Below are 14709 nucleotides of genomic sequence, written 5' to 3'. Positions count from 1 at the left end.
TATAGCCGAGTTTTTTGGGGAATAAAAGCCCCCCGAAGCCCTCAAGGCGCTGCCCGTGTCACATCATTCGTTCAACACGCCAGGTTTGGTACTTGATGGCCAGCACGGCACCACCGATGATGGCGAGCAGTGCAACCCAAGAGGCGGTGGCCAAGGTACTGACGCCACTCAAACCCTGACCCACGGTACAACCCATAGCCAGCACGCCGCCAAAGCCCATCAGTACGCCACCAACCAAGTGGTTGGCGGTGTCTTCCACGCCCTGGAATGTTTCCCAGCGGAATGAGCCCTCAGCCAGTGCACTGGCGGTCGCCCCCAGCACCACACCAAAACAGGCCACCATGCCCACGGTGAGCAGGCGGCTGGTGTCAGAAAAGTAGCTGAGCCATTCCAGCGTATGGGCATAGGGGGCCACGAAGGTGAAGCCCTCGGCGCGGTTGGCGTAGGTGCCCAAGTAGGCGGCTTCAAGCGTGTCGGGGTGTTCGGGCAGATAGGCCACTTGAAAAACAACCCACCATGCCGCCAGCACGGTGAGGCCGATGCCGATGCCCCCGAGCAGCGTTTCTTTGGTCCACGCGGATTTGTTCGAAAGGGCAAGTACGATGATCAACGCGGGAATGCCCAAAGAGAAGGCCGTGGCCAAGGTGTCAGAGCCCCCAAGGCTGCCCAGCAGGCCGGGCAAGGTGGCTGCGGTACCCAAATCCAGTTTGATCGGGTCCAGCCATTGGGCGCGGAACACGCCGAAAAGCCCTTTGAGCGTCATGGCGCTGGAGAAGCCCAAGGCCAAGAACACCACCAGGGCTTTCAGGTTGCCAGCGCCAAGACGAATCAGGGTTTTGCTGCCGCACCCGGAAGCCAGCACCATGCCCGCACCAAACAGTGCGCCACCAAGCAGGGTGGACAACCAGGACCAATTGCTGCCCAAATAGATGGTGTCCGCCAACTGGGCATTGCCGGTGACGGCCATGGTTTGCAGGCCCAAACCGGCAACACCGATGGCCAAGGCCCATGCGCGCATGCGGTTCCAGTCGCCGAAATTGACCACATCAGCCACGGCACCCATGGTGCAGAAGTGGCTGCGGTGGGCAATCAGCCCAAACAACGCACCCACGGCAAAGGTGGCCCAAAGCACCGTGTGGCGCAGGTGGTCCAGATTCAGTTCTTCCATGTTGGCTCCCTGTGGATGGTGTCGCCAAGTCGGTGAGCCGGGGGCCTTGTTCGCCCCTATTTATTCCGGGCTGCTTACTTCAGCGCGTCAAGCCTGGCTTTGGCGCTGCTGGCTGCAGGGGTTCCCGGATACTTGCTCACGATCTCGGTCAGTGTTTTTTTGGCATTGGGAATGGCCTTCAATTCCAGTTGCGCGCTGGCCATGCTCAAGAGGGCATCGGGGGCGCGGGGGTGGTCTGGATAGTCTTTGGCCAAGTCGCGCTGGGTCACCAGCGCTGCTTTGTAATCGCCTTGCGCAAACTGCGCAGAGCCCAGGTAGTAACGGGCCTGAGGCTCGAGGGTGTTCTTGGGGTAGCGGGCCAGAAAGGCCTGCAATTGGGTGGCGGCTTGGGCAAAATTGCCGGCCTTCAGGGTGTCCAGTGCGGCTTGGTATTCGCCGTACTGGTCCTGTGGGACTGCCATCTGCTGGCCATCCATTTCAACTTTCTTGGGCTCCAGCTGGGCGATTCGCTTTTCCAGACTGGTGTACAAGACACGGTTGTCGTCCTGCAGTTTTTTGATGGCGTTGTTGGCCACCTCGAGATCGCCGCGCAGTTTGGCGATCTCCCGGTCCTTTTCAGCCAACTGCTGGGCCAGTGTTAACTGGCCCTCAGTCACGGTTTCCAGCCGAGTGACGCGCTGACCCAAACGCTGTTCCAGGGCATTGACCTGCTGACGCAAGTCGATGATGGCTTTCCTGGCTTCGTTGTCGTCAAACAAAGCGAATGACGGGGTGCTGACCATGAGCAGCAGGGCTGCGCAGGTGGCGTGAAGCAGGGGGCGTTGCATCAGGCGCATCGGGGCTGGTTCTCCGTGATTTATTGGTAAGCGATGTCGGCGCGGCGGTTTTCGGCCCAAGCGGCCTCATTGCTGCCGGTGGCTTTGGGTTTTTCTTTGCCGAAGCTCACGGTTTCAACTTGGGAGGCTTTCACACCCAAGGCCAGCATCAGGGTTTTGACGGCGTCGGCACGGCGCTGGCCGAGGGCCAGGTTGTACTCAGCGCCACCACGTTCGTCGGTGTTGCCTTGAACCACAATTTTGCGACCGGGGTTGGCCACCAGGAACTTGGCGTGGTTTTGTACCACTTCGCGGTACTCGCCTTTGACGTCATAGCTGTCCAGGTCGAAGTACACGCTGCGCTTGGCCAGAACACCTTTGGGGTCGTTCAGGGGGTCCAGGTCGCCGGGGGTGACTGTGGGCACTGCGCGTGTGTCAGCGCTGGGGGCTGTGCTGGGGGCTTTGCCGGTTTTGGTTTCAACAGGCTTGTCGTTCAGGGGCACTGTGGAGCTGCACGCGGCCACGGTGGCGATCAGGGTCGACAAGGCGATGGTTTTCAAGCTGATGGTTTTCATAAATCCTCCGAATTCGGACTGCTGTTAAATGTGTTGTTGCAGGGTCAGTCGTTGGTGTACGGGCCCCACGTGGGTTCTGCAATATTGGCGCCAGTGCTGGACAGGGTTGCGCGTACGCGGCCATCCTTGGACACCAGTGCCAGTGTTCCTTTGCCGCCCATTTGCGTGGCGTACAGCACATAACGGCCGTTGGGGGCAAAGCTGGGGCTTTCCTCGCGACCGTTGGTGGTCAACACCATGTCCTGTCCGCTGGCCAATTCCAGTACGGCAATTTTGAAGGTTCCGTCCCGTCGAGTGACGTAAGTCAATGTTTTTCCATCGGGACTGAGCCTTGGCGAGATATTGTAGCCGCCTTCGAAGGTGACACGAGACGCATTGCCGCCGTTCACACCCATTCTGTAAATTTGTGGGCCGCCCCCACGGTCAGATGTGAAATAAATCCAGTTGCCGTCAGCGCTGAAGGCGGGCTCGGTGTTGATGCCGTTGCCCGAGGTCAGCTTGGCCACATCAGAGCCATCGAGGTTGAGCGTGAATATTTGCGAGCCGCCATCCTTGGTGAGTACCACCGCAAGGCGGCGCCCGTCTGCCGACCAGGCTGGGGCGCTGTTGCTGCCAAAGAAGTTGGCCACCACCTGCCGTTTGCCCGTGGCCAGAGTGTGAACAAACACCACGGGTTTGCGGGTTTCGAATGAGACATACGCCAAGCGGGAGCCGTCAGGCGACCAGGATGGGGAGATGATGGGTTCTTTGGACGCCAGGGCCACCTGTGGGTTGGCACCGTCGGAATCGGCCACGATCAGCCGGTAACGGCCGGGCGATTTCTCGACATAGGCGATGCGGGTGGCAAAAACGCCTTTTTCGCCCAGCAGCTTCTCGTACACGTAGTCCGCAATTTTGTGGGCGGTCAAGCGCAGCGCGCTGGGCGCCACCACATAGCTGAATTTGCCCAGCGACTTCTGTTGGGCGGTGTCATGCAGGTTGAAGCGAATGTCCAGCCGGCCATCGGGCAGCTTTTTGATCGAGCCCACGATGAGTGCATCGACGCCGATGGATTTCCAAGCGCTGGGGTCAATCAGGGTGGTCTCGTTCAGCTCGATGTTGCTGGATGTTTTGACGGACTTGAAAAAGCCGCTTCGCACCAGGTCCGCTTCGATGATTTCACGCAGGTCCTCGGGCAGGCCCTGGTTGCCTTGGAAGCTGGCTGCCGAGAACGCAATTTGATTGGCACCGACACCGGTGATGTCGATTTTCAGTTGCGCCTGTGCGGTCAGTGGGGCAGCCAACAAGAGCAGGGCTGCCAAGAACCAGCGGTTCAGCCGCGTTAGTGGGTTCCAGTGGTTGGACATGGTCATGGTCGATATCAAAAAATTGGCCTTGTGGGTTTACTGAATGTCTTTGGGACGGAACGACAACAACAGCACAGGTTCAACCGAGCCGTCATCGGCTTTGGGTAAAGGGCTTGACCGCTGTAGCGCCCTTTCTACGGCGCTGTCCCACGCCGGTATACCACTGCTTTGTTTCTGTGTGATGGACACAATTTCCCCTGTCGGCAATTGTCGCACCTCGAACACAGCCTGAGGGTTGCCATCCACGCTGCTGGCGCCCGGGAACACAATGCGGCTTCTCACGTACTGACGAATCTTGTCGCTGTACTGTGCCTTGTTTCGGCTGTTGCCTGCACTGCTGCTGCCCGTGGCTGGCAAGCCACCCGTGGCTCGCGCAATTTCCTCATCCCGAAGTTTTTTGAGCAAGTCACTGTTGACCTTGGGCTCCGGTTTCTTCGGTTCAGGCTTGGGTTCCGGTTTTTTGGGTTCGACCTTGGGCTCGGGTTTAGGTTCCGGCTTTTTCGGTTCGGGTTTTTTGGGCTCCGGCTTCTTGGGCTCTGGCTTGGGAAGTTTGATGTCGGCTTTGGGCGGCTCAGGCGCGGGCTCGGGTTGTTTCGCCGGTTCGGGCTTGGCCACGGGTTCCGGCTCTGGCTGGGGCTGGGGTGTCGGGGCAGGTTGCGCACTTGGGCCGGGCAGTTCGGCAAACAAAATGGCTTCGAATGGGGCTGGTTCTTCGGTTTTCCAAGCCAGTCCAATGACGAAGAACAGCACCAGCAGCAGGTGGGCGGCAATGGACATCGTCAGCCCAACTTTGTCCCCGGTGTGGTCTGCGGGCGTGGCTGGCCGCTGGCCCAGCGCATTGTCTTGGCCAATTTTATTCAGCAGTGCCTGTTGGGCAGCACTCAGTGACAGGCTGGGCCTTTGGATGCTTGGATCCACGTCATTTACCCTTTTGGCTTGACCAACAAGCCCACTTTGGGCACGGCGGCGCGCTGCAGGGTGTCCATGGCGTCGACAACGGCTTGGTATTGAATCGATTTTTCAGCCGCAATCACCACGGGGCGCTCGGTGTCGCCTGCTTGCAGGCGTTTGACTTCGGCGGCCAGCCCGTCCAGCGTGACTTCGCTGCTGGCATTGGTTTTCAAGTCGCGCACCACCAGTTTGCCGACTTGGCGTACCGTGACTTCAATCGGTGTGGTTTGTTTGGGTACATTCGCGTTGGCCATCGAGGGCAGGTCGATGACCGAGGGTGTGACCATCGGGGCTGTCACCATGAAAATGATGAGCAGCACCAACATCACGTCGATGTAGGGCACCACGTTGATTTCATTGATGCCGCGGCGTCCACGGCGTCCAAGCTCTTTCATGTCGGAACTCCTTGTGGCGTTCAGTGCTGGCGCTGCAGGATGTTCAGGAATTCTTCAATGAAGGATTCAAACTGGGTGGACAGGCGGTCAATGTCATTGGCGTACCGGTTGTACGCCACCACAGCGGGAATAGCGGCAAACAAGCCGATGGCTGTGGCCACCAGCGCTTCGGCAATACCGGGGGCCACGGCAGCCAGCGTGGCCTGCTGTACATTGGCCAATCCACGAAAGGAGTGCATGATGCCCCACACGGTGCCGAACAGGCCGATGTACGGGCTGACTGAGCCTGCGGAGGCCAGGAATGGCAGGTTGCGTTCGAGCAGGTCGTTTTCACGCTGGAAGGCGGCTTTCATGGCGCGCCGGGCGCCGTCGATCAACAGGGTGGGGTCAGTCAGGCCTTTTTTGTCGCGGGCGCGCAGGAATTCGCTCATGCCAGCTTCAAAAATTCGTTCCAGAGGGCCAGCTTCCATGCGGCGGCTGCTGGCGCGCTGGTAAAGCATGTTCAAGTCGCCACCGGACCAGAATTCCTCCTCGAAGCGGTCAGACTGGCTGCGGGCCTGCTTAAGGACTGCGTATTTCTTGAAGATGGTGCCCCAAGACATTAGGGAGATGGCTACAAGAATGAGCATCACCACCTGAACCACAGGGCTGGCCTGGAGGATCAGGGACATAAAGGACATGTCAGTGGAAACTTGCATGGTGTTCGTGGCCTGAAAAAGAAAAGGTCCTGTGAAAGTACAACGGGGCGGGCTGTCCGGGTGCAGCCGGTTGATCAGTGCATGAGCTGTTTCAACTCGTCCAGCACCTTGGGCGGTATGGCCGCCGGGCGCAGGGTTTGGGTGTTCACGCAGCCGACCCGGGTCAGGCCCTCGCACAGGGTTTCGCCCTGACGCATGACCCGTTGTCTGAAGACAGCAGAAACCCGCTTGAGTTCAACGAGTTCCACAGTAATGTTCAGCATGTCTTCCAGTTTAGCAGAGCGCAGGTAATCCAGTTCCGTGCGGCTGACGACAAAGACCAGGTGATGGTCCTTCATCAGAGAATTCATGCCGATGCTGCGTTGAAGGAACCATTCGCTGCGCGCACGTTCCATGAATTTGAGGTAGTTGCCGTAATAAACAACCCCAGCGGCGTCGGTGTCTTCGAAATAAACCCGCAGAGGCAGGCTGAAAGTCTCGCTCATGATGCGGTCGGTTTCGTGTGGCGTCCGTGGTATTGTAATGACTCAAGCAGGCTGTAGACAGAGCCGGCCCCGGTGGGGGCTCATTATTCATACCCAGGCATGAACCTGGACTCAGGAGAAGAGGGATGGCCAGAAACATTCCCGTATTGGACGCATCGTGGTTGTATGTTGAGTCCCGTGAAGCGCCCATGCACGTGGGCAGCATGGCAATTTTCACGGTGGAAGGGGAGCCAGTTCAGGACGCCATCGCCCGCATCGTTCAGTTGTTGCGCAGCTCCACCGAATTCCGCCCCCCTTTCAATTATCGATTGAACAGCCCGAAGCTGTTGACGCTTCGGCCCAAGTGGGTTGAGGTGGACAAAGTGGATGTGGATTACCACTTCCGCCACAGTGCCTTGCCCGCCCCCGGCGGGGAGCGTGAGCTGGGAACGCTGATTTCCCGCCTGCATTCGCACCCGCTGGATTTCCATCGCCCCTTGTGGGAAATGCACCTGATTGAAGGGCTGCAGGGCAACCGCTTTGCGCTGTACACCAAGATGCACCATTCCCTGATGGATGGCGTTGGGGCCATGCGTTTGATGAGCCGTATTTTTGGTAAGTCAGCCCAGGAAAGCCTGGCCTTGCCTGCCCCTTGGGCGGTGGGCACGGTGAGCAAAAAGAAAAAGTCCGGTTCCGCGCCGCCGTTTGTTGACCAAGCCATGGAGGCTTGGAAAGCCGCCAAACTCAATGGCGCAGCGGTGTCGGTGGCGGGTAAAGCCTTGCGGGCCTTGTTTGATGAGGCCTTCAAACCGACGGACACGGCCATTGCCACGCCGTTTTCAGGGCCCAAGTCGATTCTGAATGGACGGGTGGGCGGTGCACGCCGGTTGGCCACACAAACTTACCCGCTGGAACGCGTACGCGCTGTGGCCGAAGCGGGCGAGGTGAGCGTGAATGACATTTTCCTCGCCATTTGTTCGGGTGCGATGCGCCGTTATTTGCTGGAACGCGACGCCCTGCCGCATGAAAACCTGACCGCAGGTTTGCCTGTGTCAGTGCGCCCAGCCGATGACCTGGATGGTGGCAATGCCATCAGTTTCATTTTGGCTAACCTGAACACTTGCGAGGAAGACCCGCTGGTGCGTTTGCGGGAAATCAACCGCTCGACGCAGTTGGCGAAAACGCATCTGCAGACCATGCCGAAAGAGGCGATCAACAACTACACCATCATGCTGATGGCGCCGATGATGTTGCAGTTGGTCACCGGCTTGGGTGGTTTGACGCGCCCGATTTTCAACACGGTGATTTCCAATGTGCCGGGCCCATCGCAGGACCTATACTTCTCGGGTTGCCGCTTGAGCCAGTTTTACCCGATTTCGCTGATTCCCCACGGCCAGGCATTGAACATCACCGTGGTCAGTTACGCGGGGCAGTTCAATGTGGCGTTTACTGGCGACCACGATGCCTTGCCCTCCATGCAAAGGCTGGCGGTGTACACCGGTGAGGCCTTGGAGGAATTGGAAGCGCTGTTGGGTGTCAAGCCCGCCAAGGCCCAACCCGCTGAACCCAAAAAGGCAGCGAGCCCCAGGGCCACCAAGCCTCGCCAACCCACCAAACCCACCAAAGCGACGAAGGCGACCAAAACAGCCTGACCGAGCACCCGCATCGCACCGCTGTGCCACTGCACTGTTGCAGTCTGGTACAGCGGGTGTACCACCCAGCCCGGTTTTGAGGGTTTTCCGGGTGGTTTTTCATGGCCCGGAATTTGCAGACTTGTCACCATGGCGTGGGTGAGGCATCGCCCACTTTGAATGCCGTTGATTGACAAGAGAGGGTGGTGTGTTCTGGTTCAAGCGACAAAGCCTGCCTGGCCTAACCGGCGGGCGACCTGCAAGCGCTCCACTGCAGCGCGTTGAGCCCCTGTTTGAGCTGTGGTGCGCATTCTGCGGGGTGTTGATTTTTGCGGCGTACATGCTCATGGTCAAAGGGGTGTGGCAAGCCTTGTTCAACGCCGACCCCACCTACCTGACTGCGCTGATTGTGCTGCTGTTTCTGGGGGCTACAGTGTGGACCGGTTTTCGGGCGATGGAGCTGACTCGTCAATACCAGCACTTCGAACACCTTCAGCATTTGTTGCGAACCAATACCGAGCAGGCCCGAGCGTGGCTGGCCTCGGAGCGGCATTGCTGGGCGCAGCATTTCTTCGCAGGCTTGGCCCAGCGGGGTGATGGGTGGCGTGATTCTGGGCAGGCCTTGAACCTGCTGGCTGAGCGGGCGGCCTCGCCCCATGAAATGCCGTGGTGGCTCAATGGTGTGTTGTTGAAGCTGGGTTTGCTGGGCAAGGTGATCGGCTTTTCAATCTTGGCTTTGCAGTTGGGGGCCATGGACACCTTCGATGCCGGGCAAACCGCCACGGTGTTGAAGACGCTGACCGGTGGGCTTGGAATTGCCCTGTTGACGACCATGACTGGCTTGGCGGCCAATATGTTGCTCGGTTTGCAGTTGATGCGCTTGGACCGGTTTGCCGATGCTTTGACCGCGAAGGCGCTGGACATTGCCGAGTTCGACTTCCACCGTGTGATGGGCCATTGAGCGGTGGGCATTTCCAGACGCAAAAACCGCGAGCCCGAGGCGGACCCTTTCTACGACATGTTGTTCAACATGTTGATCGCTTTCGTGTTTTGTTTCGTCATTGCACTGTTGGCTTTCAACCCCAATGCGAACAAGTCAGGCGACATTCCGGCCCACGCTGAGTTCATCATCACCATGACTTGGCCTGACATGAACCCCAACGATTTGGACACGTGGGTGGAAGACCCCGGCGGCCATTTGCTGTGGTTTCGAGACCGCGATTCTGGCCTGATGCATTTGGACCGAGATGACCGGGGCCTGGTCAATGACGTGTTGTTGATTAATGGCAACGAGGTGGTCAACCCCTTGAACCAAGAGGTGGTCACCATTCGTGGGTTTGCCGAAGGGGAATACACCGTCAACGTGCACTACTACGACAGCAAGGACCAAAAGCCGGTGGAGGCCACTGTGTCGGTCGTGAAAGTGAACCCCAAGGCTGAAGTGATTTTTTACGGCACTGTTCAGTTGCCGCGCAAAGGCGATGAACGCACAGCAGTGCGATTCACGATGGGTGCCCAAGGGCAGATTCTGGGGGTAAACACCTTGCCCAAAACAATGGTCGAGAGGACTCAAAAATGAACACCACGGTGATTCTCACGCTGGCAGTCGGTTTTGCGCTGCTGGCCTTTCTCATGCTTTGCCTGCTGATGTACAGCAACCTGTCGCGCAGGGCCAAGCTGGCTTTGGTGGGCTTGGTGACCCTCAGTTACTTTGGTGCGTATCAAGCCTTGAGCGAAACCCAAGGCTGGGCCACTGCCGAAGAATTGCCCCCGCGTTTTGTGTTGCTGGCTGCGGTGATTGAAGAGCCTGTGAAGGACAAAAGCAAGGGTGAAATTTTTGTATGGGTGCAACCGATTCTTGAAAACAAACCTGCCGGCGAGCCTCGGGCCTACCGCTTTGCCTACGAGAAGGGTTTGCACAGCCTGTTTGAAAATGCCATGAAGCAAGCCCGCAACGGCAATTCGCAAATGGGTACTCTGCGGCCACGCAAAGGCCCCAAGGGGTCGATATTCGGCAAGCCGGGCGGCAACATGGCCGACCGCATTCGCATCAGCGATTTGCCCGCCCCTCAGTTGCCTGAGAAATAAACACGCCGGGAGCATGCTGTGAATAAAACTCGATTGGGCACAGTAGCCGTAGTGCTGGTGGCGGGGCTGGCTTGGTGGGCCTGGCCTCATGAGCCTGCCAGTGATTCTGCTGACCCCACCGGTGGGTATTTCCCCTTGGCGGTGGGCCGGCAGTGGGTGTACGAGGTGGAAACCGATTTGAATGAGCCCGACATTGAGCAAACGCTGACCTTGTCAGTGGACCGCCAGATTGAGCTGGATGGGCAACCCACCTGGGTGCGTCGCAGTGCGGATGGCGCTGAATACTACATTCAGCGTGATGCCCAAAGTATTCGCCGTGTGGCCAGCCGAACTGACTTGGACGAGCAGGCCAAGAAGGAGCCCGTGCCCCGTGTGGTTTTGAAATTGCCTTTGACCAATGGCGCCAGTTGGGACGGTGGGATGACGTCGCCCTACCTGATTCGCCGCAGCAATGAATACCCCAGAACCTTTCGCTACACCCACAAGGTGCCGATGACCTTTCAGGTGATGTCCATGAAAGAGACCATCGAGGTGCCGTATGGCAGCTATTCAGACTGCATCCGCGTCGAAGGCCGGGGCTACATCAAGTTGTTCACTGACCCGGTGAATGGCTTTACGGATGTGCCTTTGATCACGACCGAATGGTATTGCAAAGGCGTGGGACTGGTGGCGTTTGAGCGGGAAGAAAAAGTCCCCGGTGGTTTCATGACCGGGGGCAAAGTCAGTTACAAACTGGTGTCCATGCAGTAAGCAAACACAGGGATGTTGGGTCAGTGGTTCACCGCCTTCAGCGTGGGGCTTGCTGTGGTGACAGTGGCTGCTGTGGGTGTTGATGGACTGCTCGGAACCGCCAATTCGTCAGGGTTTGGGTTGCTCAGTGCGGCCTTCATGGCGGCCTGGTCCAGTTCGTTTTCCCAATTGGACACCACCACGGTGGCCACGCCATTGCCGATGAAGTTGGTCAAGGCGCGGGCCTCGGACATGAACCGATCAATCCCCAGAATCAGTGCCAAGCCAGCCACTGGAACTTCGGGCACCACAGCCAAGGTGGCTGCCAGCGTAATGAAGCCTGCACCCGTGACGCCAGATGCGCCTTTGGAGGTCAGCATGGCCACGCTGAGGATGGTCAGTTGTTGAGTCAGGCTCAAGTCGATGTTCAGCGCCTGGGCCACAAACAGCGTGGCCATGGTCAGGTAAATGTTGGTGCCGTCCAGGTTGAATGAGTAGCCGGAGGGCACGACCAAACCGACCACCGATTTGCTGCAACCCATGCGTTCGAGCTTGTGCATCAAGGGCACCAAGGCGGACTCGGAGGATGAGGTGCCCAGTACGGTCAGCAATTCCGAGCGGATGTAGCGAATGAACTTCAGAATGCTGAACCCGTTGTACCGCGCGATGGCGCCCAGCACCAGCAGCACAAACAGCACGCAGGTGGCGTAGAAACTGGCCATCAACGCAGCCAGAGGTGCCAGCGCGGCCACGCCGTATTTGCCGATGGTGAAGGCCATGGCACCACCAGCGCCCAGTGGGGCCAGTTTCATGATGGTGTTCATCATACTGAAAAAAATGTGGGAAGCGTCTTCAATGAAGCGGTGAACGGGTTGCCCAACCTTGCCCAGCTTCATGAGTGCGTAGCCAAACAGCACCGCCAGCAACAGCACCTGCAACAGGTCGCCAGAACCGGTGAACGCGTCGGTGAAGGTTTTGGGGATGATGTGCAGGATAAAGTCAGTGGTGTTTTGTTCCCCTGCGGACTTGGCGTACTTGGCCACAGCAGAGGCGTCCAGCGAAGCTGGGTCGGCATTGAAGCCTTTGCCGGGGTGGACCAGGTTCATGATCAACAGGCCCATGGCCAGTGCCAGCGTGGACACGATTTCGAAATAAATGAGGGCTTTGCCGCCAACACGGCCCACCTTTTTCATGTCGCCGGACCCTGCAATGCCCAACACCACCGTGCAGAAGATGATGGGGCTGATCAGCATTTTGACCAGGCTGATGAAACCGTCGCCCAGCGGCTTGAGGCTGACGCCGAGGCTTGGCGACAAATACCCCACAGTGCCTCCGGCCACAATGGCAAGCAGTACCCAGAAATACAAATGCCCAGTCAGTCTTTTCATGGCCCACGCCCCTTGCCTTCACGGCTTGATGTGAAAGCTGGAGGTTAGGGCTTGGGCAACCCCCCGGAAATTGTGGCTTCCCGAATTGTGGATGCCCGAGACTGTCAGGTTATAGAAGGGTTCCTTGTGATCCGGAGTTCTGGTGCTGGGCAATGTGGGACGGTGCCACCACGCCGAGGTGGCTGTAGCTGTTCAGCGTGGCAATGCGACCGCGTGGCGTGCGTTGAATGTAGCCTTGTTGAATCAGGTAGGGCTCCAGCACGTCTTCAATGGTGTCGCGTTCCTCGCCGATGGCGGCGGCCACATTGTCCAGCCCTACAGGGCCGCCATTGAAGCGGTGAATGATGGCCTCGAGCAGGCGACGGTCCATCGGGTCCAGGCCGATTTTGTCCACATCCAGCATGCCCAGTGCTGCATCCGCCACGTCGGCAGTGATGATGCCTTGGGCCTTGACCTGGGCGTAGTCCCGCACACGGCGAAGCAGCCGGTTGGCGATACGCGGTGTGCCGCGGGAACGCCGTGCAATTTCCAGGCAGCCCTCGGCTTCATGCGGCATGTTCAACAGGCCGGCACTGCGGGCCACAATGCGGGACAGTTCCTCGGGCGTGTAAAACTCCAGGCGGGCCACAATGCCAAAACGGTCACGCAGGGGGTTGGTCAGCATGCCAGCCCGTGTGGTGGCCCCCACGAGTGTGAAGGGTTGAAGGTCCAGTTTCACGCTGCGTGCGGCAGGGCCTTCGCCAATCATGATATCGATCTGGTAGTCCTCCAGCGCCGGGTACAGAATCTCCTCCACCACGGGGGACAGCCGGTGGATTTCATCGATGAACAGTACGTCGTTGGTTTCCAGATTGGTCAGCAGGGCGGCCAGGTCGCCCGGCCGCTCCAGCACAGGCCCAGAGGTTTGCTTCAGGTTTACGCCCATTTCACGGGCCAGAATGTGGGCCAGCGTGGTTTTGCCCAAGCCCGGGGGGCCAAACAGCAAGACATGGTCCAAGGCTTCTTTTCGCGAACGCGCTGCGGCGATGAAGATGTCCAATTGATCGCGGATTTTCTGCTGCCCAACATATTCATCCAGCTGCTTGGGGCGCAAGGCCCGTTCGTAGGCTTCTTCGGAAGCACTGGCTGGGGCTGGGCTGATGAGGCGATCCGGTTCAATCATGGGTGTGGGGTGTTGCCGCTGTTCTCAGGATGGTAGCGCATCGCAGGGCCCGCTCAACCGCGGGACAATTGCTTGAGTGCCAGTTTCAAGCCGTCCGTGACACCGCAACCCTCAGGCAGGCCTTTGCAGGCCAGCAAGGCTTCTTTGTCGGAATACCCCAAGGCGCACAGCGCAGCCACAATTTCGTCCACGGCTGACGCTGAAGCCTGCAGCCCACCCACCGGCAGGCTGACGCCACCCAAGCCGGAGTTCAAGGTGCCCAATTGCCCTTTGAGTTCCAACAGCAAACGCTCGGCGGTTTTTTTTCCGATGCCCGGAATTTTAACCAACCGTGCCGTTTCCTGACTGTGCACCGCCAGCAGGAAGTCTTGCGGGGTGATGGACGACAAAATGGCCAAGCCCGTGCGCGGGCCGATACCGGACACCTTGATCAGGGTTTTGAACAACTGTTTTTCATCCAGCGTGGCAAAGCCGTAGAGGCTGTGGGCGTCCTCGCGCACCACGAGGTGGGTGAGCAAGGTGCAGGGTTGGCCTGGGTCGGGCAGCACAAAGAGGGTGCTCAATGGAACCTGCACTTCATAGCCCACGCCGTGTGTGTCGACCAGCACCCAAGGTGCGTTTTTTTCCAACAGGGTGCCGTGCAGGCGTCCAATCATGGTGGGCTCCGTGGGGGTTGATGTCGGGAGTATATACTGGATGAATGCCCAGTTGTTTGTGCTTTGTCAGGGCTGGGTTGTTTAGCGCCAACTGGTGCGGCCTTTGCGGGTGCGTGCACGGCGCGCCCCGGCGGGCAGGCCGGTGTGGGCCATGGCATTGAGCATCTTGCTGGATTGGGCATGGGTTAGCGCCGCAGCCAGCGCATCCGCTGCGTCGGCACTGGGTGGTGCGGGCAGTTTGAGCAGGCGCTTGACCATCTCCTGCACCTGTTCCTTGTTGGCTTTGCCATGGCCAACAATGGCCTGCTTGATTTGCAAGGCGGTGTATTCCATGACGCTGAGGCCCGCATGCGTGAGCGCAGTCAGCACGGAGCCCCGCGCTTGCCCCAACAGCAAGGTGGACTGCGGGTTCACGTTCACGAACACGATTTCCACCACGGCCACTTGGGGTTTGTACAATTCGGCCAGTTCGTTCAGGCCTTTGAAGAGGGTGTGCAGGCGGTGGGGCAGCGGGGCATCGGAGTCGGTTTTGATCACCCCGCTGGCCACATAGTGTTGCTGGCCAGCCTCCACATCAATGACCCCATAACCGGTGACGCGCAAACCGGGGTCTATGCCAAGTATGCGCATCAACGGTGCCTGA

17 protein-coding genes are annotated in these 14709 nt (G+C 58.8%); 5 read left to right on the top strand and 12 right to left on the bottom strand.

Annotation, left to right across the window (positions count from 1 at the left end; genetic code table 11):
* Positions 1-58: 58 nt before the first annotated feature.
* The 8 genes from ACK4FF_RS14980 to ybgC form a co-directional block, all read right to left on the bottom strand.
* Entirely contained in the window at positions 59-1168 is a 1110-nt protein-coding gene (locus ACK4FF_RS14980) for a YeeE/YedE family protein (protein WP_409711043.1), read from the bottom strand.
* Positions 1169-1242: 74 nt separating this feature from the next.
* Entirely contained in the window at positions 1243-2004 is a 762-nt protein-coding gene (gene ybgF / locus ACK4FF_RS14975; protein WP_409711041.1) for a tol-pal system protein YbgF, read from the bottom strand.
* A 20-nt stretch (positions 2005-2024) separates the two neighbouring features.
* Complete coding sequence (gene pal / locus ACK4FF_RS14970) at positions 2025-2558, bottom strand: peptidoglycan-associated lipoprotein Pal (RefSeq protein WP_409711039.1); 534 nt, start codon at positions 2556-2558, stop codon at positions 2025-2027.
* Positions 2559-2602: 44 nt separating this feature from the next.
* A complete protein-coding gene (tolB, locus tag ACK4FF_RS14965; RefSeq protein ID WP_409711037.1) occupies positions 2603-3910 on the bottom strand; it encodes a Tol-Pal system beta propeller repeat protein TolB in 1308 nt (435 codons plus the stop codon).
* A 30-nt stretch (positions 3911-3940) separates the two neighbouring features.
* On the bottom strand, positions 3941-4822 hold the full coding sequence (locus tag ACK4FF_RS14960; RefSeq protein ID WP_409711035.1) for an energy transducer TonB: 882 nt from the start codon (positions 4820-4822) through the stop codon (positions 3941-3943).
* Positions 4823-4827: 5 nt separating this feature from the next.
* The gene (tolR, locus tag ACK4FF_RS14955) at positions 4828-5250 is read right to left on the bottom strand and encodes a protein TolR (RefSeq protein ID WP_409711033.1); all 423 of its coding nucleotides are present in this window, start codon (positions 5248-5250) and stop codon (positions 4828-4830) included.
* Positions 5251-5270: 20 nt separating this feature from the next.
* On the bottom strand, positions 5271-5948 hold the full coding sequence (gene tolQ / locus ACK4FF_RS14950; RefSeq protein ID WP_409711031.1) for a protein TolQ: 678 nt from the start codon (positions 5946-5948) through the stop codon (positions 5271-5273).
* Between the two features lie 74 nt (positions 5949-6022).
* Complete coding sequence (gene ybgC, locus ACK4FF_RS14945) at positions 6023-6433, bottom strand: tol-pal system-associated acyl-CoA thioesterase (RefSeq protein ID WP_409711029.1); 411 nt, start codon at positions 6431-6433, stop codon at positions 6023-6025.
* Positions 6434-6558: 125 nt separating this feature from the next.
* Here ybgC and ACK4FF_RS14940 point away from each other — a divergent pair, with 125 nt between their 5' ends.
* The 5 genes from ACK4FF_RS14940 to ACK4FF_RS14920 all read left to right on the top strand — a co-directional run bounded on the left by ACK4FF_RS14940 (position 6559) and on the right by ACK4FF_RS14920 (position 10881).
* Positions 6559-8064 (top strand): WS/DGAT/MGAT family O-acyltransferase, encoded by a 1506-nt coding sequence (locus ACK4FF_RS14940; protein WP_409711027.1) that lies wholly within the window; start codon positions 6559-6561, stop codon positions 8062-8064.
* A 187-nt stretch (positions 8065-8251) separates the two neighbouring features.
* Entirely contained in the window at positions 8252-9004 is a 753-nt protein-coding gene (locus tag ACK4FF_RS14935; protein WP_409711025.1) for a hypothetical protein, read from the top strand.
* Positions 9005-9007: 3 nt separating this feature from the next.
* Positions 9008-9622, top strand: coding sequence for a hypothetical protein (locus tag ACK4FF_RS14930; protein WP_409711023.1), 615 nt, complete (start codon positions 9008-9010; stop codon positions 9620-9622).
* Positions 9619-10131 (top strand): hypothetical protein, encoded by a 513-nt coding sequence (locus ACK4FF_RS14925; protein ID WP_409711021.1) that lies wholly within the window; start codon positions 9619-9621, stop codon positions 10129-10131. The genes ACK4FF_RS14930 and ACK4FF_RS14925 overlap by 4 nt, the downstream gene beginning before the upstream one ends.
* Positions 10132-10149: 18 nt before the next feature.
* Positions 10150-10881 (top strand): hypothetical protein, encoded by a 732-nt coding sequence (locus tag ACK4FF_RS14920; protein ID WP_409711019.1) that lies wholly within the window; start codon positions 10150-10152, stop codon positions 10879-10881.
* A gap of 20 nt (positions 10882-10901) precedes the next feature.
* On the opposite strand, the gene ACK4FF_RS14915 is transcribed toward ACK4FF_RS14920, so the two are convergent.
* The 4 genes from ACK4FF_RS14915 to ruvC form a co-directional block, all read right to left on the bottom strand.
* Complete coding sequence (locus ACK4FF_RS14915) at positions 10902-12248, bottom strand: dicarboxylate/amino acid:cation symporter (RefSeq protein WP_409711017.1); 1347 nt, start codon at positions 12246-12248, stop codon at positions 10902-10904.
* A 109-nt stretch (positions 12249-12357) separates the two neighbouring features.
* A complete protein-coding gene (ruvB, locus tag ACK4FF_RS14910; protein WP_409711015.1) occupies positions 12358-13410 on the bottom strand; it encodes a Holliday junction branch migration DNA helicase RuvB in 1053 nt (350 codons plus the stop codon).
* 53 nt (positions 13411-13463) lie between these two features.
* Positions 13464-14066 carry a Holliday junction branch migration protein RuvA gene (ruvA, locus tag ACK4FF_RS14905; protein ID WP_409711013.1) on the bottom strand — a complete coding sequence of 201 codons (603 nt, stop codon included), beginning with the start codon at positions 14064-14066 and terminating at the stop codon, positions 13464-13466.
* An 81-nt stretch (positions 14067-14147) separates the two neighbouring features.
* Positions 14148-14696, bottom strand: coding sequence for a crossover junction endodeoxyribonuclease RuvC (ruvC, locus tag ACK4FF_RS14900; RefSeq protein WP_409711011.1), 549 nt, complete (start codon positions 14694-14696; stop codon positions 14148-14150).
* Positions 14697-14709: the final 13 nt, after the last annotated feature.

Origin of the sequence: Limnobacter sp. (assembly GCF_046297615.1) — a bacterium.
Lineage (GTDB): Bacteria > Pseudomonadota > Gammaproteobacteria > Burkholderiales > Burkholderiaceae_B > Limnobacter.
This window is presented reverse-complemented; position numbering and strand designations above follow the sequence as displayed.